The organism is Mesorhizobium sp. WSM4806, from assembly GCF_055811635.1.
On the sequence record NZ_JBVVQZ010000009.1, the window covers coordinates 192,402 to 213,386 of the forward strand.

At 63.4% G+C, this 20,985-nt stretch carries 17 protein-coding genes, 1 pseudogene and 1 riboswitch; of the genes and pseudogenes, 12 read left to right on the forward strand and 6 right to left on the reverse strand.

The genetic code is table 11. The annotated features are described in order from the left end of the window. Positions 1–11: 11 nt before the first annotated feature. The 8 genes and pseudogenes from AC0L2M_RS16115 (at position 12) to gcvP (ending at position 9,190) form a co-directional block, all read left to right on the forward strand. A complete protein-coding gene (locus AC0L2M_RS16115) occupies positions 12–1,139 on the forward strand; it encodes an S-(hydroxymethyl)glutathione dehydrogenase/class III alcohol dehydrogenase (protein ID WP_027156281.1) in 1,128 nt (375 codons plus the stop codon). A 346-nt stretch (positions 1,140–1,485) separates the two neighbouring features. Beyond that, on the forward strand, positions 1,486–1,953 hold the full coding sequence (locus AC0L2M_RS16120) for a YaiI/YqxD family protein (protein ID WP_091597173.1): 468 nt from the start codon (positions 1,486–1,488) through the stop codon (positions 1,951–1,953). A gap of 130 nt (positions 1,954–2,083) precedes the next feature. Continuing rightward, positions 2,084–2,766, forward strand: a pseudogene (locus AC0L2M_RS16125) (DUF1345 domain-containing protein). A 114-nt stretch (positions 2,767–2,880) separates the two neighbouring features. Further along, a complete protein-coding gene (locus AC0L2M_RS16130) occupies positions 2,881–3,762 on the forward strand; it encodes a cytochrome b/b6 domain-containing protein (protein WP_473535331.1) in 882 nt (293 codons plus the stop codon). Between the two features lies 1 nt (position 3,763). Then, complete coding sequence (locus AC0L2M_RS16135; protein ID WP_287257975.1) at positions 3,764–4,552, forward strand: molybdopterin-binding protein; 789 nt, start codon at positions 3,764–3,766, stop codon at positions 4,550–4,552. 78 nt (positions 4,553–4,630) lie between these two features. Then, positions 4,631–4,718: riboswitch (glycine riboswitch) on the forward strand. Between the two features lie 152 nt (positions 4,719–4,870). Beyond that, a complete protein-coding gene (gene gcvT / locus AC0L2M_RS16140; RefSeq protein ID WP_473531055.1) occupies positions 4,871–5,986 on the forward strand; it encodes a glycine cleavage system aminomethyltransferase GcvT in 1,116 nt (371 codons plus the stop codon). A 5-nt stretch (positions 5,987–5,991) separates the two neighbouring features. After that, a complete protein-coding gene (gcvH, locus tag AC0L2M_RS16145; protein WP_027156276.1) occupies positions 5,992–6,360 on the forward strand; it encodes a glycine cleavage system protein GcvH in 369 nt (122 codons plus the stop codon). A gap of 19 nt (positions 6,361–6,379) precedes the next feature. Further along, positions 6,380–9,190: an aminomethyl-transferring glycine dehydrogenase gene (gene gcvP / locus AC0L2M_RS16150; protein WP_473535332.1), complete on the forward strand. Its 2,811-nt coding sequence runs from the start codon at positions 6,380–6,382 to the stop codon at positions 9,188–9,190. Positions 9,191–9,261: 71 nt separating this feature from the next. Here gcvP and AC0L2M_RS16155 read toward each other — a convergent pair whose 3' ends face one another. After that, positions 9,262–10,329 (reverse strand): GGDEF domain-containing protein, encoded by a 1,068-nt coding sequence (locus AC0L2M_RS16155; protein WP_473535333.1) that lies wholly within the window; start codon positions 10,327–10,329, stop codon positions 9,262–9,264. Positions 10,330–10,697: 368 nt separating this feature from the next. Between AC0L2M_RS16155 and parE the strand changes: the two genes are divergently transcribed. Further along, positions 10,698–12,749: a DNA topoisomerase IV subunit B gene (gene parE / locus AC0L2M_RS16160; protein WP_023801056.1), complete on the forward strand. Its 2,052-nt coding sequence runs from the start codon at positions 10,698–10,700 to the stop codon at positions 12,747–12,749. 56 nt (positions 12,750–12,805) lie between these two features. Here the strand turns inward: parE and AC0L2M_RS16165 are convergent, their stop codons facing one another. Further along, the gene (locus tag AC0L2M_RS16165; protein WP_128172307.1) at positions 12,806–13,927 is read right to left on the reverse strand and encodes a DUF2336 domain-containing protein; all 1,122 of its coding nucleotides are present in this window, start codon (positions 13,925–13,927) and stop codon (positions 12,806–12,808) included. 244 nt (positions 13,928–14,171) lie between these two features. On the opposite strand from AC0L2M_RS16165, the gene AC0L2M_RS16170 reads away from it, so the two are divergent. Together AC0L2M_RS16170 and AC0L2M_RS16175 are read left to right on the forward strand one after the other, a co-directional pair. Next, entirely contained in the window at positions 14,172–14,648 is a 477-nt protein-coding gene (locus AC0L2M_RS16170; RefSeq protein ID WP_473531058.1) for a MaoC family dehydratase, read from the forward strand. A 3-nt stretch (positions 14,649–14,651) separates the two neighbouring features. Beyond that, a complete protein-coding gene (locus AC0L2M_RS16175) occupies positions 14,652–15,533 on the forward strand; it encodes an HpcH/HpaI aldolase/citrate lyase family protein (protein ID WP_128172305.1) in 882 nt (293 codons plus the stop codon). A gap of 12 nt (positions 15,534–15,545) precedes the next feature. Here the strand turns inward: AC0L2M_RS16175 and AC0L2M_RS16180 are convergent, their stop codons facing one another. Continuing rightward, on the reverse strand, positions 15,546–16,154 hold the full coding sequence (locus tag AC0L2M_RS16180; protein WP_128172304.1) for a flavin reductase family protein: 609 nt from the start codon (positions 16,152–16,154) through the stop codon (positions 15,546–15,548). Beyond that, positions 16,155–16,739: a nitroreductase family protein gene (locus tag AC0L2M_RS16185; RefSeq protein WP_128172303.1), complete on the reverse strand. Its 585-nt coding sequence runs from the start codon at positions 16,737–16,739 to the stop codon at positions 16,155–16,157. 156 nt (positions 16,740–16,895) lie between these two features. Between AC0L2M_RS16185 and AC0L2M_RS16190 the strand changes: the two genes are divergently transcribed. Then, a complete protein-coding gene (locus AC0L2M_RS16190; protein WP_128172302.1) occupies positions 16,896–17,861 on the forward strand; it encodes a hypothetical protein in 966 nt (321 codons plus the stop codon). Positions 17,862–17,909: 48 nt separating this feature from the next. On the opposite strand, the gene AC0L2M_RS16195 is transcribed toward AC0L2M_RS16190, so the two are convergent. Next, positions 17,910–18,848, reverse strand: a complete 939-nt coding sequence (locus AC0L2M_RS16195; protein WP_128172301.1) for a lysophospholipid acyltransferase family protein — start codon at positions 18,846–18,848, stop codon at positions 17,910–17,912. 115 nt (positions 18,849–18,963) lie between these two features. After that, positions 18,964–20,940, reverse strand: coding sequence for a threonine--tRNA ligase (thrS, locus tag AC0L2M_RS16200; protein WP_473535334.1), 1,977 nt, complete (start codon positions 20,938–20,940; stop codon positions 18,964–18,966). Between the last annotated feature and the right edge of the window lie 45 nt (positions 20,941–20,985).

Genomic DNA, 20,985 nt, shown 5'->3' on the forward strand with positions numbered 1-20,985 from the left:
GGAGAGCCCCGATGAAAACCCGTGCCGCTGTCGCTGTCGCCGCCGGAAAACCGCTGGAGATCCTGGAGGTCGACCTCGACGGCCCGCGAGCCGGCGAGGTGCTGGTCGAGATCAAAGCGACCGGCATCTGCCACACCGACGAGTTCACGCTGTCGGGCGCCGATCCCGAAGGGATTTTTCCGGCGATCCTCGGCCATGAGGGCGCCGGCATCGTCGTCGATGTCGGCAAGGGCGTCACCTCGGTCAAGAAGGGTGACCACGTCATCCCGCTCTACACGCCGGAATGCCGGCAATGCCCGTCCTGCCTGTCCAGAAAGACCAATCTGTGCACCGCGATCCGCGCGACGCAGGGGCAAGGCCTGATGCCGGACGGCTCGTCGCGCTTCTCGATCGGCAAGGACAAGATCTTCCACTATATGGGCTGCTCGACCTTCTCCAACTTCACCGTGCTGCCCGAGATTGCGCTGGCCAAGGTCAATCCCGACGCGCCCTTCGACAAGATCTGCTACATCGGCTGCGGCGTCACCACCGGCATCGGCGCGGTGATCAACACAGCCAAGGTCGAGATCGGCGCCACGGCCGCCGTCTTCGGCCTCGGCGGCATCGGCCTCAACGTCATCCAGGGGCTGCGCCTTGCCGGCGCCGACATGATCATCGGCGTCGACCTGAACAACGACAAGAAGGAATGGGGCGAGAAATTCGGCATGACGCATTTCGTCAATCCGAAGGAGATCGACGGCGATATAGTGCCCTATCTCGTCAACATGACAAAACGCGGCGCCGACCAGATCGGCGGCGCCGACTATACGTTCGACTGCACCGGCAGCACCAAGGTGATGCGCCAGGCGCTGGAAGCATCGCACCGCGGCTGGGGCAAGTCGGTGGTCATCGGCGTTGCCGGCGCCGGCCAGGAGATCTCGACGCGGCCGTTCCAGTTGGTCACCGGCCGCACCTGGATGGGCACCGCGTTCGGCGGCGCGCGCGGTCGCACCGACGTGCCGAAGATCGTCGACTGGTACATGGACGGCAAGATCGAGATCGACCCGATGATCACCCACACGCTGAAGCTGGAGGACATCAACAAGGGTTTTGATCTGATGCATGAGGGCAAGAGCATCAGGAGCGTGGTGGTCTATTGAGAATTTGCGACGTGGCCGGGAGGAAGCAAGGCAATCGCTTCAGGTTTGGGCTGCCCCTCATCTGCCTGCCGGCATCTTCTCCCCGTATAGTGACGGGGAGAAGATGCTGATCGCAACGTCGGCACGCTTTCTGCCACGCTGAAGATTGGCGAAATCCTTTGCGAAGGCGTCTTTCTCCCCGTCACTATACGGGGAGAAATGCCCGGCAGGGCAATGAGGGGCAGCGCCGACCTTTGAAGCGATTGCGCTGCACCAACAGGTCCGGAGCGTTGCTGGGATGGCGACCGCTCGAATATCATCGACAGAGCCAGGCACAATCGCCAGCTCCATACGCGTTGGACGAACCATGCCCGCACCCGCCATTTACGTCGATGCCGATGCCTGTCCGGTGAAGGCCGAGGTCGAGAAGGTCGCCGAGCGCCATGGCGTCGTCGTCACCTTTGTCTCCAATGGCGGCCTGCGCCCGTCGCGCGATCCGATGATCCGCAACGTCGTCGTGTCCAAAGGCGCCGACGCGGCGGACGACTGGATCGTCGACAATGCCAAGCCCAACGACATCGTTGTGACATCAGACATCCCGCTTGCGGCCCGCACGGTGGCGCTCGGCGCCCATGTGCTTGGGCCGACCGGACGCCCGTTCACGCCGGAAACGATCGGCATGGCGGTGGCGATGCGCGACCTCAAGCAGCATCTGCGCGAGACCGGCGAAAGCAAGGGCTACAATGCCAGTTTCGCGCCGCAGGACCGCTCGCGGTTTCTTGGCGAGCTCGACCGCATCTTGCGGCGTGCGCTGAAATCCGCCGCGCTGGGCTAGCGCTTTCACCTCGGACCGGAGGTCAGCGCAGCAAACCAGAATAACATGTGCACAATCAAAAGTGCTATAATGTCCGAGTCTTAGAGGACGAGCGGCGGTGTAGAAGACGGACCGCATCAGAGGCCGGGCCATGACGACCGAGCTGCCCCTGAAGAAACCACTGCACCGCCACATCCAGTTCGCGGTGTCGGCCTGCATCGGCGTGGTGGCACTGGCGATCGCGCTGGCCTTGCGCACTCCGCTCGCCTTCTCCATCGGCGCCAATGCGTTTTTCGCCGCTACACCGCCATTGTCGTCGCCCAGATGCCGCTGCTCACCGGCCGCTATCTGAGCAAGCATGCCCGCGCCACCGACCAGCCGGTGCTGGTCATCTTTGCTGTGACTCTGATTGTCGTCGCCGTCGCCTTGATCTCGTTGTTCCAAGTGATCAATCGCGAGGGCAGCGCGCATCGTGTCGAACTCACCTTTGCGCTGCTGTCGATCCCGCTCGGCTGGTTCACCATCCACGCCATGACCGCGCTGCACTACGCACATGTTTACTGGGTCAACGACGAAGAGACCGATCCCGGCAGCAAATCGAAGCAGAAAAAGCCCGTCGGCGGCCTTTCGTTTCCCGGCAAGGAGGAGCCGGACGGCTGGGATTTTCTCTACGTCTCGGCCACCATCGGTATGACCTCACAGACCTCCGATACCGCGGTCTCGACCACGCAAATGCGTCGTATCGTGCTTTTGCATTCGATCGTGTCGTTCTTTATCAATACAGTGATCGTCGCTGCCGCGGTCAACCTCGCCGTCAGTTTCGGGAGCCGGTAGCACCGGGCAGGCTGTAATAATTCCGTGATCGGATGAAACATCGCTTTGGCCGGCGACGTATTGGGAGGAGAACGATCGGAAAGGCCGACTGAGCGGCCGGAAGGACGCGAAAAAATGCAATCGGTGGCCAGGAGCCAATCAACCGTCGGGCCAGATACTGCCGCGCCGAAGGATGCGACGCTGATCTACCGGCAGTCGCGCTGGACGCGGCTGACGCACTGGCTCTGGGCCATTTCGCTGTTCTTCATGCTGCTTTCCGGCCTGCAGATCTTCAACGCCCGCCCGCAGCTCTATATCGGCAAGGAATCGGGATTCGCCTATAACAACACCATCTTCGCCATCGGCGCCGAGAACACCGCAAACGGCCCGCGCGGCTACACCGAAATCTTCGGCAAGCGCTTCGACACAACCGGTGTGCTCGGCTGGTCGGGGCCGGCGGGTCGGGAGACGGCCCGCGCCTTCCCGTCCTGGGCGACGATCCCCTCCTACTACGACCTCGGCACGGCCCGCGTCGTCCATTTCTTCTTTGCCTGGATACTGACCACGACCCTGGTCGTGTGGCTGGTCGCCAGCCTGATCAACGGTCATCTGCGCCGCGATCTTGTCCCGCGCATCGCCGATCTCAGGCGCTTGCCGCGAGACATCGTCGATCATGCCAAATTCAAGTTTCACCAAACGCGCGAGTACAACACGCTGCAGAAGATGGCCTATGGCGGCGTGATGTTCGTGCTGCTGCCGTTGATGATCATCACCGGCCTTGCCATGTCGCCGAGCATGAACGCGGCGCTGCCGTTCCTCAACGATCTGCTTGGCGGCCGGCAGACGGCGCGGACCATTCATTTCATAGTAATGCTGCTGCTCGTCGCCTTCTTCATCATCCATATGCTGATGATCTTCGCCGCCGGCCCGATCAACGAGCTGCGTTCCATCATCACCGGTTGGTACCGAACCGATCCGCCGGAGCATGGCAGCAAGACGCCGCAGAGGAGTGCGTGAGATGGCAAAGTTTGTAATCAGCCGCAGAAAATTCCTGACCTCGGCAAGCCTCGGCGTCTCCGGCATCATGCTGTCGGGTTGCGATGCCTTCGACAGCCAGCTTCGTGTCGGCGAGGGCCTGCGCAGCTTCCTTGAAGGCGCCAACGGCCTGACCTGGCGCGCGCAACGCCTGCTCGCCGGCGATTCGCTTGCGCCGGAATTCACCGAAGCCGACATTCGCCAGCCGCAGCGGCCGAACGGCGTCACCGCGCCGGACGACGATGTCTACAAGGGCCTGCTCGCCAACAATTTCGCCGACTGGCGGCTCGAGGTTTCCGGCCTCGTCGAAAAGCCGCTGTCGCTGACCCGCGAGCAATTGATGAACATGCCGAGCCGCACCCAGATCACCCGCCACGACTGCGTCGAAGGCTGGAGTTGCATCGCCAAATGGACCGGCACGCCGCTGTCGCTGGTGCTGGACCAGGCGGTGGTCAAGCCGCAGGCACGCTATGTCATGTTCCATTGCCTCGACACGATCGACCGCAGCCTGTCCGGCGACATCAAATATTACGGCTCGATCGACCTGATCGATGCCCGTCACCCGCAGACGATCCTTGCCTATGGCCTGAACGGCAAGCCGCTGCCGGTCGAGAACGGTGCGCCGCTGCGCGTCCGCGTCGAGCGCCAGATCGGCTACAAGATGCCAAAGTATCTCCGCAAGATCGAACTGGTCGACAGTTTCGCCGCCATCGGCGGCGGCAGGGGCGGCTACTGGGAGGACAATGGCTACGACTGGTACGGCGGCATTTGATCGCAACGCTGTCGCTGGCAGGTGACAAGGTGTCGCCGACAGGCTATGGATGACGAGTCGAGGGCTCAAATTGAGTCCTACCTGTTTGCGGGAGAGAGCAGCGAGAGCTGCCGCCGAAGGGGAAATCGCCCGAAATCTCTCAGGCAAAAAGAACCGTAGACGGGAAAGACACTCTGGAAAGTCGGGGCTTTTTTCGCCCCGCGCCGAAGGTGTAAGCGCTGCCGACAGAGTTACGGGGCGCGAGTCTCTCAGGCTTCAGACAGAGGGGCACGGACTGGTCGCCATTCGCGGCCGATTGCGTGCGACTCTGGAGACGACATGACGGGCGACGACACCAAACACCTTCCCCTAGAAGACCTGCACGTGGCCGCCAGTGCGCGCTTTGGCGCGTTCGCCGGCTGGTCGATGCCGCTCACCTATCCGGCCGGCGTGATGAAGGAGCACCTTCATACCCGCGAACATGCCGGCCTGTTCGACATCTCACACATGAAGCTGTTCGAGATCAGTGGCTTGGGCGCTGAAGCACTGCTCAATCGTGCCTGCCCGTTCGACGCCGGCGCGCTTGAGATTTCCCAGTCCAAATACACGTTCTTTCTCAATGAAGCCGCCGGCATCATCGACGATCTGATCGTCACCAGGCTCGGCCGGCAACGCTTCATGGTCGTCGCCAATGCCGGCAATGCTGAGGCCGACGAAAAACACCTTCGTGAGCTTGCCGACTTTGATGCCAAGGCGGACTTTGACGCCAAGATTGAAGCACTCGACCGCGTCTTCCTGGCAATCCAGGGTCCCGAAGCCTGGGCCGCCCTGTCGCGCGCCGGCATCGAAACCGGATCGCTGCTGTTCATGCACGGCTTCGAGCCGCGCGAAAACTGGTTCATGAGCCGCTCGGGCTATACCGGCGAGGACGGCTTCGAGGTCGGCCTGCCGGAAGCGGATGCGCGAAATCTCGTCGCCAAACTGCTCGAGGACGAGCGAGTGATGTGGGTTGGGCTGGCCGCCCGCGACAGCCTGCGGCTCGAAGCAGGGCTGTGCCTGCACGGACTGGACATCACGCCTGAGATCGACCCGGCCAGCGCCGGGCTGATGTGGGCGATCCCGAAGGAGGTTCGCGCCTCCGGCGCTTTCATCGGCGCCGACGCATTGCGTGCAATCCTGGAGCGCGGCCCGGCGCAAAAACGCGTCGGCCTGAAGCCGGAGGGCCGCCAGCCGGTGCGCCCCGGTGCAACCCTTTTCGATGCCGACGGCAAACCCGCCGGCCACGTCACCTCCGGCGGCTTCGGCCCCTCGGCCGGCCATCCGGTCGCCATGGGCTACGTCCAGGCGTCGCTGGCCAAACCCGGCGCAAAACTCTTCGCCGACGTTCGCGGGACCAAAATCCCGATCGATATCAATCCCCTGCCCTTCACGCCGCATCGCTACCGCAAAGGATGAACTTCATGGCAAAGACCTATTTCACTGAAGATCACGAATGGCTCCGCGTCGAAGGCGGTATCGCCACCATCGGCATCACCGACTACGCGCAGGAACAGCTCGGCGATCTCGTCTTCGTCGAATTGCCGGAGCCTGGGAAAAAGCTGGCCAAGGGCGATACCGCCGTCGTGGTCGAATCGGTCAAGGCGGCATCGGACGTCTATGCGCCGGTCGACGGCGAGATCACCGAGGCCAACACCGCGCTTTCGTCTGATCCGTCCCTGGTCAATTCGGCGGCGGCCAGCGACGGCTGGCTGTGGAAGATGAAGCTGGCCGATGAAAGCCAACTCGAAGGTCTCCTGGATGAGGCCGCCTACAAAGCCCATATTGGTTGAGAGAGCAGGACCAGGAAAGATGACCGCAGCACCCTACTCCTTCTCGGCCCGCCATATCGGCCCCGGCCTCAATGATGTCAGAGCCATGCTGGCGACGATCGGCGTTCCGTCGGTCGAGACGCTGATCAGCCAGGCTGTGCCGAAATCGATCCGGCTCGACCGGCCGCTGGCCTTGCCGGCCCCGGCGAGCGAAGCCGAGGCGCTGGCCGAGCTGTCAGCGACAATGGCGAAAAATACAGTTTTGAAGAGCTTCATCGGCGCCGGCTATCACGGCGTCCACGTGCCGCCGGTCATCCAGCGCAACCTGTTCGAGAACCCGGCCTGGTATACGGCTTACACGCCCTACCAGGCCGAGATCAGCCAGGGCCGGCTCGAAATGCTGTTCAATTTCCAGACCTTGGTCACCGAACTGACCGGGCTGCCGGTCGCGTCGGCCTCGTTGCTCGACGAGGCGACGGCGGTGGCCGAAGCAGTCGGCATCGCGTTACGCCACCACCGCGATAAGCGGACCAAGGTGGCGCTGGCCGGCACGCCGCATCCGCAGACGCTTGACGTCGTGCGCACCCGCGCCGAGCCGCTCGGCATCGAGGTCGACGGTGACACGATCGACGACAACACAGCCGCTCTGCTGGTCTCCTGGCCCGATACGTTTGGCGTCTATGGCGACCACAGGGCGGCAATTGAGAAAGCTCGCGCCACCGGCGCGCTGGTCGTCTTCATTGCCGATCCGCTCGCCCTGACGCTGACCGACGCGCCGGCTGCGCTTGGCGCCGACATCGCCGTCGGCCCGATGCAGCGCTTCGGCGTGCCGATGGGCTTTGGCGGGCCGCATGCCGCTTATTGCGCCGTTTCCGACAGGCTGACGCGGCTGATGCCCGGCCGCCTGGTCGGCCAGTCCACCGACAGCAAGGGCCGGCCCGGCTATCGCCTCGCCTTGCAGACGCGTGAACAGCATATCCGCCGCGACAAGGCGACCTCCAACATCTGCACCGCGCAGGCGCTGCTCGCCAACATGGCGACCGCCTATGCGATCTGGCACGGCCCTGCCGGGCTGCAGGCGATTGCCGGCCGAATCCATGCATTGGCCAACCGGCTGGCTGACGGTCTCAAGGCAGCAGGAATCTCGGTGCTTGGCGCAAGCCGATTCGACACGGTGACGGTGGAAGTGAAAGGCAGAGCCGGGGCGATTGGCGCCGCAGCCGAAAAGACCGGCCGATTGCTGCGCGTCATCGACGCCGACCGCATCGGCATCAGCTTCGACGAGACCTCGACCGATGCCGATCTGGAGGCGATCGCGGCGCTGTTCGGCGCCAAGCCGGGCGCAGCCGTCGGCAGCACCATGCCCGGAAAACCGCGCGGCAAGGCGTTTCTCACGCAGCCTGTCTTCCGCGAAAACCACTCGGAAACCGACATGATGCGCTTCCTGCGCCGGCTGGCCGACAAGGACCTGGCGCTCGACCGCGCCATGATCCCGCTCGGCTCCTGCACGATGAAACTCAATGCCGCCGCCGAGATGATGCCGGTAAGCTGGCCTGATATCGCCAATTTGCATCCCTTCGCCCCGGCAAGCCATTCGGCCGGTTACCGCGCCATGATCGACGAACTGGAAGCCTGGCTGGCGGAGATCACCGGCTTCGACGCGGTGACCCTGCAGCCCAACGCCGGCAGCCAGGGCGAGTATGCCGGGCTGCTCGCCATTCGCGGCTATCACCGCTCACGCGGCGAAGCTCACCGCACGGTCTGCCTGATCCCGTCATCGGCGCATGGCACCAATCCGGCGAGTGCGGCGATGGCCGGCATGAACGTCGTCGTCGTGCGCTGCACCGAAGACGGCAACATCGACGTCGACGACCTGAAAGCCAAGGCGGACGAGCATGCGCAAGACCTTGCGGCGCTGATGTTCACCTATCCCTCGACGCACGGCGTTTTCGAGGAAGGCGCGCGCGACCTCTGCGCCCTTGTCCATGAGCATGGCGGCCAGGTCTATTTCGACGGCGCCAACCTCAACGCGCTGGTCGGTCTCGCCCGCCCCGGCGACATCGGCGCCGACGTCTGCCACATGAACCTGCACAAGACGTTCTGCATCCCGCATGGCGGCGGCGGTCCCGGCGTCGGCCCGATCGGCGTCAAGGCGCATTTGCAACCCTATCTGCCCGGCCACGTCGTCGAAGGCTCGGGCCATGCCGTGTCGGCTGCACCGTTCGGCAGCGCTTCGATCCTGCCGATCACCTGGATGTATATCCGGATGATGGGCGCTTCGGGCCTGAAGCAGGCGACCGAGACGGCGATCATTTCCGCCAATTATGTGGCGACGCGGCTCGGAGCGCATTTCCCGGTGCTCTACAAGGGCAGGCACGAGCGCGTCGCGCATGAATGCATCCTCGATACCCGCGTGCTCAAGGACAGTGCCGGCATCAGCGTCGACGACGTCGCCAAGCGGCTGATCGACTATGGTTTCCATGCGCCGACCATGTCGTTTCCGGTCGCCGGCACGCTGATGGTCGAGCCGACCGAGTCCGAGCCCAAGCGCGAGCTCGATCGCTTCTGCGAGGCGATGATCGCGATATCAGGCGAGGCAGCCAAGGTGGCGAAAGGCGAATGGCCCCTAGCCGACAATCCGCTGGTCAATGCGCCGCATACCGCCGCCGAGGCGCTGGCCGGCCAGTGGACCCATCCCTATTCGCGCCTGGAGGCGGCCTACCCCGCCGGCGATGCCGACACGTCAGCCAAATACTGGCCGCCGGTGTCGCGCATCGACAATGTCGCCGGCGACCGCAACCTCGTCTGCTCCTGCCCGCCGCTGTCGGAATATCTGGGGGCGGCGGAGTAGACCATGATCCCGAAAAGTGGAATCCGGTTTTCGGACAAGATCATGGTCTAACAAGAAGATAGAAGCCTCAATCAGGCAGAACGCAAGGCCGGCGCGTCGGCCTTGCTCGCCTTGTTCTGGGCGACGACGCGATTTCGCCCGGCGCGCTTTGCCGCATAGAGTGCGGCGTCGGCTTCGGCCAGCACATTGTCGAGACTGGTGCCATCCGTCCCGCCAAAGCCGATGCCGCCACTGACTGTGCTGCGCAACGGACCAAGCTGGGTGGCGACGACTTCCGTGCCGAAGGCGACGCTGATCTTGCTCGCAATGTCGTAAGCCTTCTCTTCAGTCATCCGCGACATGACGAGGACGAATTCCTCGCCGCCCAGCCGGAAGGCGTCGACGCCGGTCCTGGAGTATTTTCTGACGACAGCGGCGAAGCGGCGCAGAACCTGATCGCCAACCGGATGACCGAATACATCGTTCGTCTTCTTGAAATGGTCGAGGTCGAACATGGCGACGGACATGAACGGGCCGAAAATCCGCTCGCCGTAGAATGCCGTCAACGCCCGCCGGTTCATCAGCCCGGTCAATGGGTCGGTCATGGTCTCGGCCTTCAGTTCGATCTGCGCCTGCAAATGGTGCAGGGAGAGCGTCAATGCGCCGAGCCCCGTCATGCAGGCGACCGCCACGGCGGAATTCAACCGTTCGGCCCAGTTGTCGGGCGCAACGCCGAGCACCCATTGGCCCTTGACCAGCAGGACCGCGCCGCAAAGTCCGAAGGACAGCGCACAGACGCCGCTCAGGAGCGAAACGACCAGCAATATCCGGCGATCATGACCACCTTTGATCCAGAACATCACCCCGATAAGCGAGAGCAGCGCCGTTACCGTCGCGTAGGTGACGATGAAGCCGACGCCGTCAAAGCCCAGCGACGTCGCGCCTGCGCAAACCGCCATCGCAGCCAGGGTCGGCAAGATGGCGCGCCTGTAGTCATGGACGCCGAGATACTGCATGGCCGACAGGCAGAGGGTCAGAAGGCCCAGGCTGAGAAGCGCAAGTACAATCTGGCAAAGCCAGGGGCTGGGATGCTTGGCATAGTGCCAGAACAAGACCACATGTGCGACGAGCACGAGAATGCCGCACGCCACCGTCAGCACAAAGCGTGCCTGTGGCGCGGTGCACCAGATCGCAAACAGGGTGATGCTGAGGCACGTGCCCGACAGCGCTGCCGCAGCAGGAGCGAACTGTAATCCAACATGCGTAAGCGACAGCCTCTTCTCGGGTTCTGCCGCATTCTAGGTCAGCAGCAATCCGCGAATACCCTTTTTCGGCCAACCTTCCGGCGTAACCTCCGGACAAGGTTTACAAAGCGTCGATGCCCTCGGCCCATTTCCGCCGCTTGGTTGTCGAATGGTTTTGCAGTAAGAGGCTCTATCCTCGAACGTAACGGGAACCTCCGTCGCCTGCCCGCAAAAAGCGTGGCAGTATCGGGTGGTGATTCGCAGCATCGCAATCCAGGACCAGCATGAACGACAGCAACGATCTTTTCGGCAATTTGGACAAGCAGCCGCAACCGGTTCGCGCCACCGCGCGCCCGGCCGACCCGCTGGTGCAGGCGGCGAAGCGCCCGGCATCCCGCGACGGCAGCGAGAGCTACAGTGCCGCCGACATCGAGGTTCTGGAAGGGCTGGAGCCGGTGCGGCGGCGGCCCGGCATGTATATCGGCGGCACGGACGACAAGGCGATGCACCATCTGTTCGCCGAGGTCATCGACAATTCGATGGACGAGGCGGTCGCCGGCCACGCGACTTTCATCGATGTCGAGCTTTCGGCCGACGGATATCTGGCGGTGACCGACAATGGCCGCGGCATTCCGGTCGATCCGCATCCGAAATTCAAGAAGCCGGCGCTCGAAGTCATCATGACGACGCTGCATTCGGGCGGCAAGTTCGACAGCAAGGTCTACGAAACCTCGGGCGGCCTGCACGGCGTCGGCGTCTCCGTCGTCAACGCGCTGTCGGACCATCTCGAGGTCGAGGTCGCGCGCGGCCGCCAGCTCTATCGCCAGCGCTTTTCGCGCGGCGTTCCGGTGACCGGTCTGGAGCAGCTCGGCGAGGTGCATAACCGCCGCGGCACCAGGATACGCTTCCATCCCGACGAGCAGATCTTCGGCAAGGGTGCGGCGTTCGAGCCGGCGCGGCTCTACCGGATGACGCGCTCGAAAGCCTATCTGTTCGGTGGCGTCGAGATCCGCTGGACCTGCGACCCCTCGCTGATCAAGGAGAAGGACACGACGCCGGCCAAGGCCGAGTTCCATTTTCCCGGTGGCCTCAAGGATTATCTGAAAGCCTCGCTCGGCGACGAATTCCAGGTCACCCGCGAAATCTTTGCCGGCAAAAGCGACAGGCAAGGCGGCCACGGCTCGCTCGAATGGGCGGTGACCTGGTTCGGCGGCGACGGGTTCCTCAATTCCTACTGCAACACCATTCCGACCGGCGAAGGCGGCACCCACGAGGCCGGCTTCCGCAACGTCTTGACGCGCGGCCTGCGCGCCTATGCCGAGCTGGTCGGCAACAAGCGCGCTTCGATCGTCACCTCGGAAGACGTCATGATCTCGGCGGCGGGCATGCTGTCGGTGTTCATCCGCGAGCCGGAATTCGTCGGCCAGACCAAGGACCGGCTGGCGACGATCGAGGCGATCAGGATCGTCGAGGCCGCGATCCGCGACCCCTTCGACCACTGGCTGGCCGACAACCCGCAGGAAGCTTCGAAGCTGCTCGAATGGGTGATCGCGCGTGCTGACGAGCGGGTGCGCCGCCGCCAGGAGAAGGAAGTCTCGCGCAAGAGCGCGGTGCGCAAGCTGCGCCTGCCCGGCAAGCTCGCCGACTGCACGCAGAATGCCGCGGCCGGCGCCGAGCTCTTCATCGTCGAGGGCGATTCGGCCGGCGGCTCGGCGAAACAGGCGCGCGACCGCGCCAGCCAGGCAGTGCTGCCGCTGCGCGGCAAGATTCTCAACGTCGCCAGCGCCGGCAACGACAAGCTGGCTGGCAACCAGCAGATTTCCGACCTGATCCAGGCGCTTGGCTGTGGCACGCGGTCAAAATACCGCGATCAGGATCTGCGCTACGACCGGGTCATCATCATGACCGACGCCGACGTCGACGGCGCCCACATCGCTTCGCTGCTGATCACCTTCTTCTATCAGGAGATGCCGAGCCTGGTCCGCGACGGCCATCTCTACCTGGCGGTGCCGCCGCTCTACTCGATCCGCCAAGGCGGCAAGGTCGCCTATGCCCGCGACGATGCGCACAAGGACGAACTGCTGCGCACCGAGTTCACCGGGCGCGGCAAGGTCGAAATCGGCCGCTTCAAGGGGTTGGGCGAAATGATGGCCGCCCAGCTCAAGGAAACCACCATGGACCCGAGAAAGCGCACGCTGCTCAGGGTCGACGTGATCGATGCCGAGGCGGCGACCAAGGATGCGGTCGACGCGCTGATGGGCACCAAGCCGGAAGCCCGCTTCCGCTTCATCCAGGAACGCGCGGAATTCGCCGAGACGGAAGTGCTGGACATCTGAGCTAACCCGCTCGCGTCGAATGCGGAGTTCCCGGAGTTCTTCGTGAAGGATAAGGCCTAAGCCGCCGCGATCGCCAGCGCGTGACCGCGCGCGTTTTCGCGCAGCGCATCGAGGTGGATCGATTTGACCAATCCGGCGAGATCGCCTTCGGCGGACTGCCCGCCCAATTCCTTCAGCATCAGCCAGCTGACTTCCTGGACGCCGGCGAGGCGCTTGCCATTGGCGACCTCGCGCCAGATCTTCAGCGCGCGCAGGATGATGGCGTGCGTGGCCGCGGCCAGGCCGGCGCTGCGGAGCAGCGCCTGCAGCGCCACGTCGTGCCCGCCGGCCAGCAGCGCCCTCACCCGTTGTTCGGATTGCTGGCTGAGCGCGACCAGCGCCGAGCCGAAGAAATCGACCTTGCCGTGCGCAATGGTGCGAATGATGAAGCTTGCGGTCAGGTCGCCGCGCAGGCGCAGATGCTCGATGAGTGCCGCATGTTCTTCCTGGTGGGTGCCTTCGATCAGCGTCATCGACGCCTTGACGCAGGCGTCGCGCATGACGCGCTCGGTTCTGGCACGGCCCATCAGCGCCAGCACCAGCGGCGAACCTTTTAGCGTTTCACCAAGTTTTATCAGCAGCATATGCCGGCAGTCAGCGGGCAGACGCGCATCCGATATCAGCGCTTCGCGCAGCGAAGGCAGATGGCCATGGCGTTCGGCGATACGGCGGAAGCTGAGCGAAGCGATGTCGGCGCCGCTGTTGGCGAGAAGCGTGGCGCAGGCTTCCGGCTCGCCGATTTCGGCGATCGCGGCGGCGACCGCCATGGAGACGCGCGGACGATCGGCGATCAGTTTCTGGATCGCCTTCTGGCCGCCGGCAACCCGGTCGATCAGATCGGCATCGGTAAGCAGCGGCGAACGTGCCAGCACCAGGCTGGCGACTTCCGGCTGATCGGACGCCAGCGCGCTGATGATCTGCAGCGGCGCGTGATGGCTCATCGACAGCGCCTCTGCCATCGCCAGCCGCACTTTCGACGAGGCATCGTCGAGCAGCAGCGTCAGCGCCGCCTCCGCCGCGCAGCGATCCTCGAAAGGCAGCTCGGCATTGATGTAGGCGCGAGCCAATGCGCTTGCTGCCGCGGCGCGCTCAGAGACCCTTGCCGTATGAATCCATTTCAGGAAATGCGAAACAACCATGCCGTCCGCTATGCCCCTAGCCCGAGTCCGTTCCCGCCCAGTGAAGACCCTAGGTAGAAATGGTTTACGAACGGTTCACCATGTTTGTTAACTGGCCCATCTTTGTTAACTGGCCCCCTGTTTGTTAACTTTGCTTGCCAGCGCGGTATGCAGCGCCTGGCGACGTGCGCGGTTTCGGAAAGTACGCTAACACTTTGAATCTTCGCATCGTGCTTTCCAAAACTCGATTCCGATTTTCGGGGCGATGCGGCAGCGGAGGAGATCGACCATGACCGGGCTTTATCTGGAAGAGTTCGTCGTCGGCCATGTCTTCCGGCACACGCTGCGGAAAACCGTCACTGAAAGCGACAACATGCTGTTTTCGGTAATGACGCTGAACCCGCAGCCGCTGCACATCGATTTCGACTTCGCCGCCAAGAGCGAATGGGGCAAGCCGCTGGTCAATTCGCTGTTCACGCTGGGCCTGATGATCGGTATTTCGGTGAACGACATCACCGTCGGCACCACCGTCGCCAATCTCGGCATGAAGGAGACGGTGTTTCCGCATCCGGTCTTCCACGGCGACACCATCCGCGTCGAGACGACGGTGGTGTCGGTGCGCGACTCCAGGTCGAAGCCGGACCGCGGCATCGTCGAATTCGAGCACCGCGCCTACAACCAGGACGACGTGCTCGTCGCCAAATGCACGAGGCAGGCGATGATGATGAAGAAGGCGGCCTGACCGATGCGCTCGCTGCTGTTCGTTCCCGGCGATTCGGAAAAGAAGCTGGAAAAGGCGATTGGCGCCGACGCCGACGTGGTCATCGTCGATCTCGAGGATTCGGTCGCGCCACAAAACAAAACCTTGGCCCGCGATATCGCCGCACGCTTCATCACCGGACACAGGCATCAGACCAGATCCGCGATCTATGTCCGCATCAACGATCTCTCGACCGACCTGACCGACGAGGATCTGGCGGCACTCGTGCCAGTGAAACCCGACGGCATCATGCTGCCGAAGTCGAACAGCGGACAGGATGTCCAGCAGCTCTCGGCCAAGCTCAGGGTGCACGAGGCCGAAAGCGGGCTACCGGACGGTGCGATAAAAATCCTGCCGATCATCACCGAAACAGCTGCCGGCGTGCTGGCGGCTGCGACCTACGCCAACGCAAGTGCGCGACTTGTCGGCGTGACCTGGGGTGCGGAAGATCTCTCGGCAGCAATCGGTGCGCGCACGGCCCGCGACGAGAATGGCCGCTACACCGATGTGTTCCGCTTCGCCCGCACCATGACCATCCTCGCCGCCGGTGACGCGGAAGTCGCGGCGATCGACACGGTTTTCCCAGATTTTCGCGACATGACCGGCTTCGCGGCGGAATGCGCCGAGGCCGAGCGCGACGGCTTCACCGGCAAGATGGCGATCCATCCGGCGCAGGTGCCTGTCATCAACGCCGCCTTCACGCCGTCGACCGAGGCGGTGAAACACTCCCTAGCGATCGTCCAGGCATTCGAGGCGGCTGGAAATCCCGGCGTCGTCGGCATCGGCGGCAAGATGTACGACCGGCCGCATCTCAAGCTGGCAGAGCGGCTTCTGGCACGCGCCAGGGCGGCAGGGATTTCGGCCTAATATTTTCCCAGCCTAGTCTTTTCCCCAATGAGGCCGGCGCAGCGAGAAGATCTCGCTGACGCTGGCATAATCCATATAGCCGAGACGGCCGACATTGCCCGCCCTGACGATATCGAATATGCCGTCTTTCAGGAAGGCATCGTCGATATGCACACCGACGACTTCGCCGGCAACGACGATGGCGCCGGTCGGTGTCCCGTCCAGCGCCTTTGGACGCATGATCTCCGTCACCCGGCATTCAAGCGCCGCGGGCGCCGCCGCCACGCGGGGTGGCGCAACCAGCCGCGACGGCGCCATGGCGAGATCGGCATAGTCGAATTCGGTGACGCCGCGCGGCGCATCGACCGCGGTGCGGACCATTTTTTCAGCGAGATCGCGGCTGACGAGATTGGCGACGAACTCGCCCGTTTCTTCGGCGAATGTGGCGCTGTCCTTCTCGCCTTCGGATGAAAACCAGACGATGAAGGGCCGCGTCGAAAACGCATTGAAGAATGAATAGGGGGCGAGGTTGACCTCGCCGGCCTTGTTCACCGTCGAGATCCAGCCGATCGGCCGTGGCGCCACGATCGCCTTGGACGGGTCATGCGGCAGCCCGTGGCCTTTAGACGGCTCGTAGAACATTCAGCCCACCCATGGCCCTGCATAATCGCCATAGAGCTTTGCCGGATCCGGCCGCGGCCGCTCGGGCGCCGGCCCCTGATAGGAGCCGATATGGATGAAGCCGACCACCCGCTCATGCGGCGCCAGCCCCAGGATCGCCCTGCCCTCCGGCACGTCGGAATACCAGTTGCTGATCATGTTGGTGCCATAGCCCAGCGCATTGGCTGATAGCATCAGGTTCATCGCCGCCATGCCGCCGGACAGGAACATCTCCCATTGCGGGATTTTTGGGTTTTCCTTCGGGCTCGACACCACGCCGATCACCAAAGGCGCGCGCGAAAAGCGCGCCAGTTCCTGGTTATGGCGGCCTTCCGGCAGCGGCCCTTCGCGCTGTGCGGCAAGGGCCGCCAGCTTCTTGCCGATCTCGACGCGCGCCTCGCCCCGGTAGAGGATGAAGCGCCACGGCTCGAGCCGGCCGTGGTCCGGCACCCGCGAGGCGGCGGCAATCATCGTCGCGATGTCAGCGTCGCAGGGCGCCGGTTCCTTCAACTCCGGGATCGGCGCGGAATTTCGGGTCAGCAGAAAATCGATGATCGGCGACGCCATGGGCGCAAGTCTCCTTGGAATTTGAGCTGAAGCGCACCATCGGGGCATCGGGCGGCTCGGGCTTGGCGCGGCGCGCCGCACAAAGAGCCCTCTAGCAGGATCTGATCGGACTCTTAAGCCTTGAAATTGCCACCGCCTTGGGCTTCAAGGCAAGCCATGTTTGAGGGGACATCGCGACTTTTCCCGATCTGGCTCGCTGCCGCACTGTTGATGGTGCCGGTTTCGCTTGCCGTCGCGCAGGATGCGGACGGCCTCGGTGATCTGAAACTTCCCGGAATGTCGAACTATGCGCCTCCGAAAAGCGATGCACCGCTGGCAGCGGCGAGCAGCGGGGCGATCACGCTGTCGGCGCAATTGACCGACAAGGGCGCCGACATCACACGCGGCATCGTCTGGCGCGTCTTCAAGCCTGACGCCACCGGCGACGGCAAGCTGCCGATGGTCGCTTCCGCCCATGGCGGCAGCGCGGTGTTCCAGCTCGAGCCCGGCAGCTATCTGGTCCACGCCTCTTACGGCCGGGCCGGAGCCACCAAGCGCATCACCGTCGGCAAGGACGCCAAGCGCGAAAGCCTCGTGCTCGATGCCGGCGGACTCAAGCTCGACGCCGTCCTGTCAGGCGGGGTGCGCATACCGCCGAAGAAATTGCGCTTTTCGATCTATGAAGGCCAGGCCGAGGCCAATCACGATCGCGCCCTGATCATACCCGACGTCGAGCCGAACAGCGTCGTGCGGCTGAACGCGGGCGTCTATCACGTCGTCTCGACTTATGGCTCGGTGAATGCGGTCATCCGCTCAGACATCCGCGTCGAGGCCGGCAAGCTGACCGAAGCAGCCGTCGAGCATCGTGCGGCGGAGATGACCATGAAGCTGGTGCGCGAGGCGGGCGGAGAGGCGATCGCCGACACCTCCTGGTCGTTGCTCAACGAATCCGGCGATCCCATCCAGGAAACCGTCGGCGCCTTTGCTTCGATGGTGCTTGCCGAGGGCGACTACACAATCATCGCCAAGAACCGCGACCGCATCTACCAGAAAGATTTTACGGTCGTGGCCGGGCAGAACCAGGAAATCCAGGTTTTGGCCACGGAGGCCTCGGCGATCGATCCTCAGGAAGGCGCGGACTAGACGTCCGAACCCTGTTCGGGAACCGGTCCAGCAGCGTATGATTGCCGATCAAGCCGCGTTACGCATGCGTTGCGGCAGAAACTGGCCGCGGCCGCGCGGTTCCGCCGGAGCCAGATCGAAAACAGCCCGGTAAAGCCGCTCGAGCAAAGCCTTGCGGTCGCGCACCTGCTCCAGTTCGTCCCATCCCAGCACGTCGCCTACGTGCACGTCGATCGATTTGCCGGACAGCCGACCGAATTCGTGGATGAGCAGCGAAGTACGCAGCGTCAGCGAAGCCCTGCCGACGAACTTCGCGACGCGCCCGTCACGCTCGGCCAGGTTCATTGGTCCGCTGACCAGGTGGAACAGCCGCCCGTTCTGGCCGGAAAAGTGCATTGGGACAACCGACGCCTTGGCATCCCTAACGAGACGCGCCGGAAACATCTTCCACGGCAGGTCGCGCGCCCGGCCAAAACCTTTCGGCGCGGTGGCGACGCCGCCCGCGGGGAAGACGACGATGATTACGCCGTCTTTCAGCAGCCGCACCGCCTCATGGCGCACCGCCATGTTGTTCCGGAGCGCGTCCTTGGTCTCGGAAAAGTCGATCGGCAGCGAATAGGGCTCCATCTCCCGGATCTTGAGCAGATCCTTGTGGATCATGACACGGAACGGGGGCTGAAGCTGCTCGGCCAGCGACAGCACCGCAATGCCGTCGCCGATGCCGAACGGGTGGTTGGCGACGATCACCAGCGGCGTGTCGGGCAATTTTTCCGGCGGCCATTGGCCGGTGGTCCGCACCCTGACATCGATCAGCTCCAGCGTGCGGCTGAACACGCGCTCGCCGCTCGGCACCACATGACGGCGCCAAAAGTCATAGAGCGCCGCGAAGCGATCGCGGCCGGACAGGCCTTCGATGGAGTGGATGAACCAGCGCGTCAATGCCGGCTGATGCGGGCTGGCATAGGAAAGCTCGGGAAACGGTCTTTCGCGCATCTTCAGCTTGAGCATGAGGCTCGTTACAAGACCGGCGTGACAAGCGTGTGAAATGGCGGGCATGTGAGTGGCGTGCATGTGAATGGCGGTGGATCGCTCCACCGCCATTTCATCGACAATCCGGCTGAACTCAGGCCACTCGTTTGCGCCTGCGGTCGGGCGTCACCGCTTCTTCGGCAAGCATCGCCACCGCTTGGCCAAGGCCGAGCGACTCCTGGTCGCGCGAGCCGAGCCGGCGGATGTTGACCGTCTCTTCCTCCGCCTCGCGCTTGCCGCAGACGAGGATCACCGGAACCTTGGCCAGGCTGTGCTCGCGGACCTTGTAGTTGATTTTCTCGTTGCGAAGATCGGCTTCCGCCAACAGTCCGGCCGCCTTCAGTTGCGCGACGACCTTTTGCGCGTAATCGTCGGCATCGGAGGTGATCGTTGCCACCACCACTTGCAGCGGCGCGAACCACAGCGGGAAATGGCCGGAATAGTTCTCGATCAGGATGCCGAGGAAGCGCTCCATCGAGCCGCAGATGGCGCGATGCACCATCACCGGCTGCTTTTTTTCAGAATCCGAGCCGATGTAGAAGGCGCCGAACCGTTCCGGCAGGTTGAAATCGACCTGCGTGGTCCCACATTGCCAATCGCGGCCGATGGCGTCCTTCAGCACATATTCGAATTTTGGCCCGTAGAACGTGCCCTCGCCCGGATTGACGCCGGTCTTGATCCGGTTGCCCGACCGCGCTGCGATCTTGTCGAGCACGTCCTGCAGCACGCCCTCGGCATGATCCCACATCGCGTCGGTGCCGACCCGTTTTTCGGGGCGGGTCGCCAGCTTGACAGTGATTTCGTCGAAGCCGAAATCGGCATAGGTCGACAGGATCAGGTCGTTGATCTTGATGCATTCGTCGGCGAGCTGTTCCTCGGTGCAGAAGATGTGGGCATCGTCCTGGGTAAAGCCGCGCACGCGCATCAGCCCATGCAGCGCGCCGGACGGCTCATAGCGATGCACATTGCCGAATTCCGCAAGTTTTACCGGCAGATCGCGGTAGGACTTCAGGCCGTGCTTGAAGATCTGGACGTGGCCGGGGCAGTTCATCGGCTTCAGTGCAAACATCCGATCGTCGTCGGTGTCGTCGCCGGCAACCGTCACCTTGAACATATTGTCCCGGTACCAGCCCCAGTGACCTGACGTCTCCCACAGGCTCTTGTCGAGCACTTGCGGCGCGTTGACTTCCTGATAACCCTGCTCGTCGAGGCGGCGGCGCATGTAGTTGACCAGGTTCTGGAACAGCCTCCAGCCCTTGGCATGCCAAAAGACGACGCCCGGCCCCTCCTCCTGGAAATGGAACAGGTCCATCTCGCGGCCGAGCTTCCTGTGGTCGCGCTTTTCGGCTTCCTCCAGCATGGTCTGATAGGCATCGAGCTGCGCCTGATCGGCCCAGGCCGTGCCATAGATGCGGGTCAGCATCGGGTTGTTCGAATCGCCGCGCCAATAGGCGCCGGCCACCTTCATCAGCTTGAAGGCGCTGCCGATCTGTCCGGTCGAGACCATATGCGGGCCGCGGCAGAGGTCGAACCAATCGCCTTGCGCATAGATCTTGAGGTCCTGATCTTCGGGAATGGCGTCGATCAGTTCCAGCTTGTAGCGCTCGCCCTTGTCGGCAAAGATCTTTTTCGCCTTCTCACGCGACCACACCTCTTTGGTGAACGGCTTGTTGCGCGCGATGATCTCGCGCATCTTCTTCTCGATCACCGGGAAATCGTCGGGCGTGAACGGCTCGTTGCGGGCAAAATCATAGTAGAAGCCGTTGTCGATCACCGGGCCGATGGTCACCTGCGTACCCGGCCACAATTCCTGCACGGCTTCGGCCAGCACGTGCGCTGCGTCATGACGGATGAGCTCCAGCGCGCGCGGGTCTTCGCGGGTGATGATCTCGACCTTGCCGGACTTGCCGAGCGGGTCGGAAAGATCGCGCACCACGCCATCGATCGAGTAGGCGACCGCCTTCCTGGCCAGCGACTTCGAGATCGATTCCGCCAGGCCAGCGCCGGTCATCGCCGCCTCGTAGTCGCGGACGGAGCCATCGGGAAATGTCAGGGAAACGGAATTCAGCATAAAATTCTCCTATCCAGTCCCGCAAACGAGCGCGGGTGGTGAAAT

Bases quoted from the DNA above. Each gene is read 5' to 3' on its own strand.
- parE (WP_023801056.1), top strand. From the start codon at position 10,698: ATGAACGACAGCAACGATCTTTTCGGCAATTTGGACAAGCAGCCGCAA.
- AC0L2M_RS16180 (WP_128172304.1), bottom strand. From the start codon at position 16,154: ATGTTCTACGAGCCGTCTAAAGGCCACGGGCTGCCGCATGACCCGTCC.
- AC0L2M_RS16190 (WP_128172302.1), top strand. From the start codon at position 16,896: ATGTTTGAGGGGACATCGCGACTTTTCCCGATCTGGCTCGCTGCCGCA.
- AC0L2M_RS16135 (WP_287257975.1), top strand. From the start codon at position 3,764: ATGGCAAAGTTTGTAATCAGCCGCAGAAAATTCCTGACCTCGGCAAGC.
- AC0L2M_RS16170 (WP_473531058.1), top strand. From the start codon at position 14,172: ATGCGGCAGCGGAGGAGATCGACCATGACCGGGCTTTATCTGGAAGAG.
- AC0L2M_RS16165 (WP_128172307.1), bottom strand. From the start codon at position 13,927: ATGGTTGTTTCGCATTTCCTGAAATGGATTCATACGGCAAGGGTCTCT.
- gcvP (WP_473535332.1), top strand. From the start codon at position 6,380: ATGACCGCAGCACCCTACTCCTTCTCGGCCCGCCATATCGGCCCCGGC.
- AC0L2M_RS16175 (WP_128172305.1), top strand. From the start codon at position 14,652: ATGCGCTCGCTGCTGTTCGTTCCCGGCGATTCGGAAAAGAAGCTGGAA.
- thrS (WP_473535334.1), bottom strand. From the start codon at position 20,940: ATGCTGAATTCCGTTTCCCTGACATTTCCCGATGGCTCCGTCCGCGAC.
- gcvH (WP_027156276.1), top strand. From the start codon at position 5,992: ATGGCAAAGACCTATTTCACTGAAGATCACGAATGGCTCCGCGTCGAA.
- gcvT (WP_473531055.1), top strand. From the start codon at position 4,871: ATGACGGGCGACGACACCAAACACCTTCCCCTAGAAGACCTGCACGTG.
- AC0L2M_RS16195 (WP_128172301.1), bottom strand. From the start codon at position 18,848: ATGCTCAAGCTGAAGATGCGCGAAAGACCGTTTCCCGAGCTTTCCTAT.
- AC0L2M_RS16130 (WP_473535331.1), top strand. From the start codon at position 2,881: ATGCAATCGGTGGCCAGGAGCCAATCAACCGTCGGGCCAGATACTGCC.
- AC0L2M_RS16185 (WP_128172303.1), bottom strand. From the start codon at position 16,739: ATGGCGTCGCCGATCATCGATTTTCTGCTGACCCGAAATTCCGCGCCG.
- AC0L2M_RS16115 (WP_027156281.1), top strand. From the start codon at position 12: ATGAAAACCCGTGCCGCTGTCGCTGTCGCCGCCGGAAAACCGCTGGAG.
- AC0L2M_RS16120 (WP_091597173.1), top strand. From the start codon at position 1,486: ATGCCCGCACCCGCCATTTACGTCGATGCCGATGCCTGTCCGGTGAAG.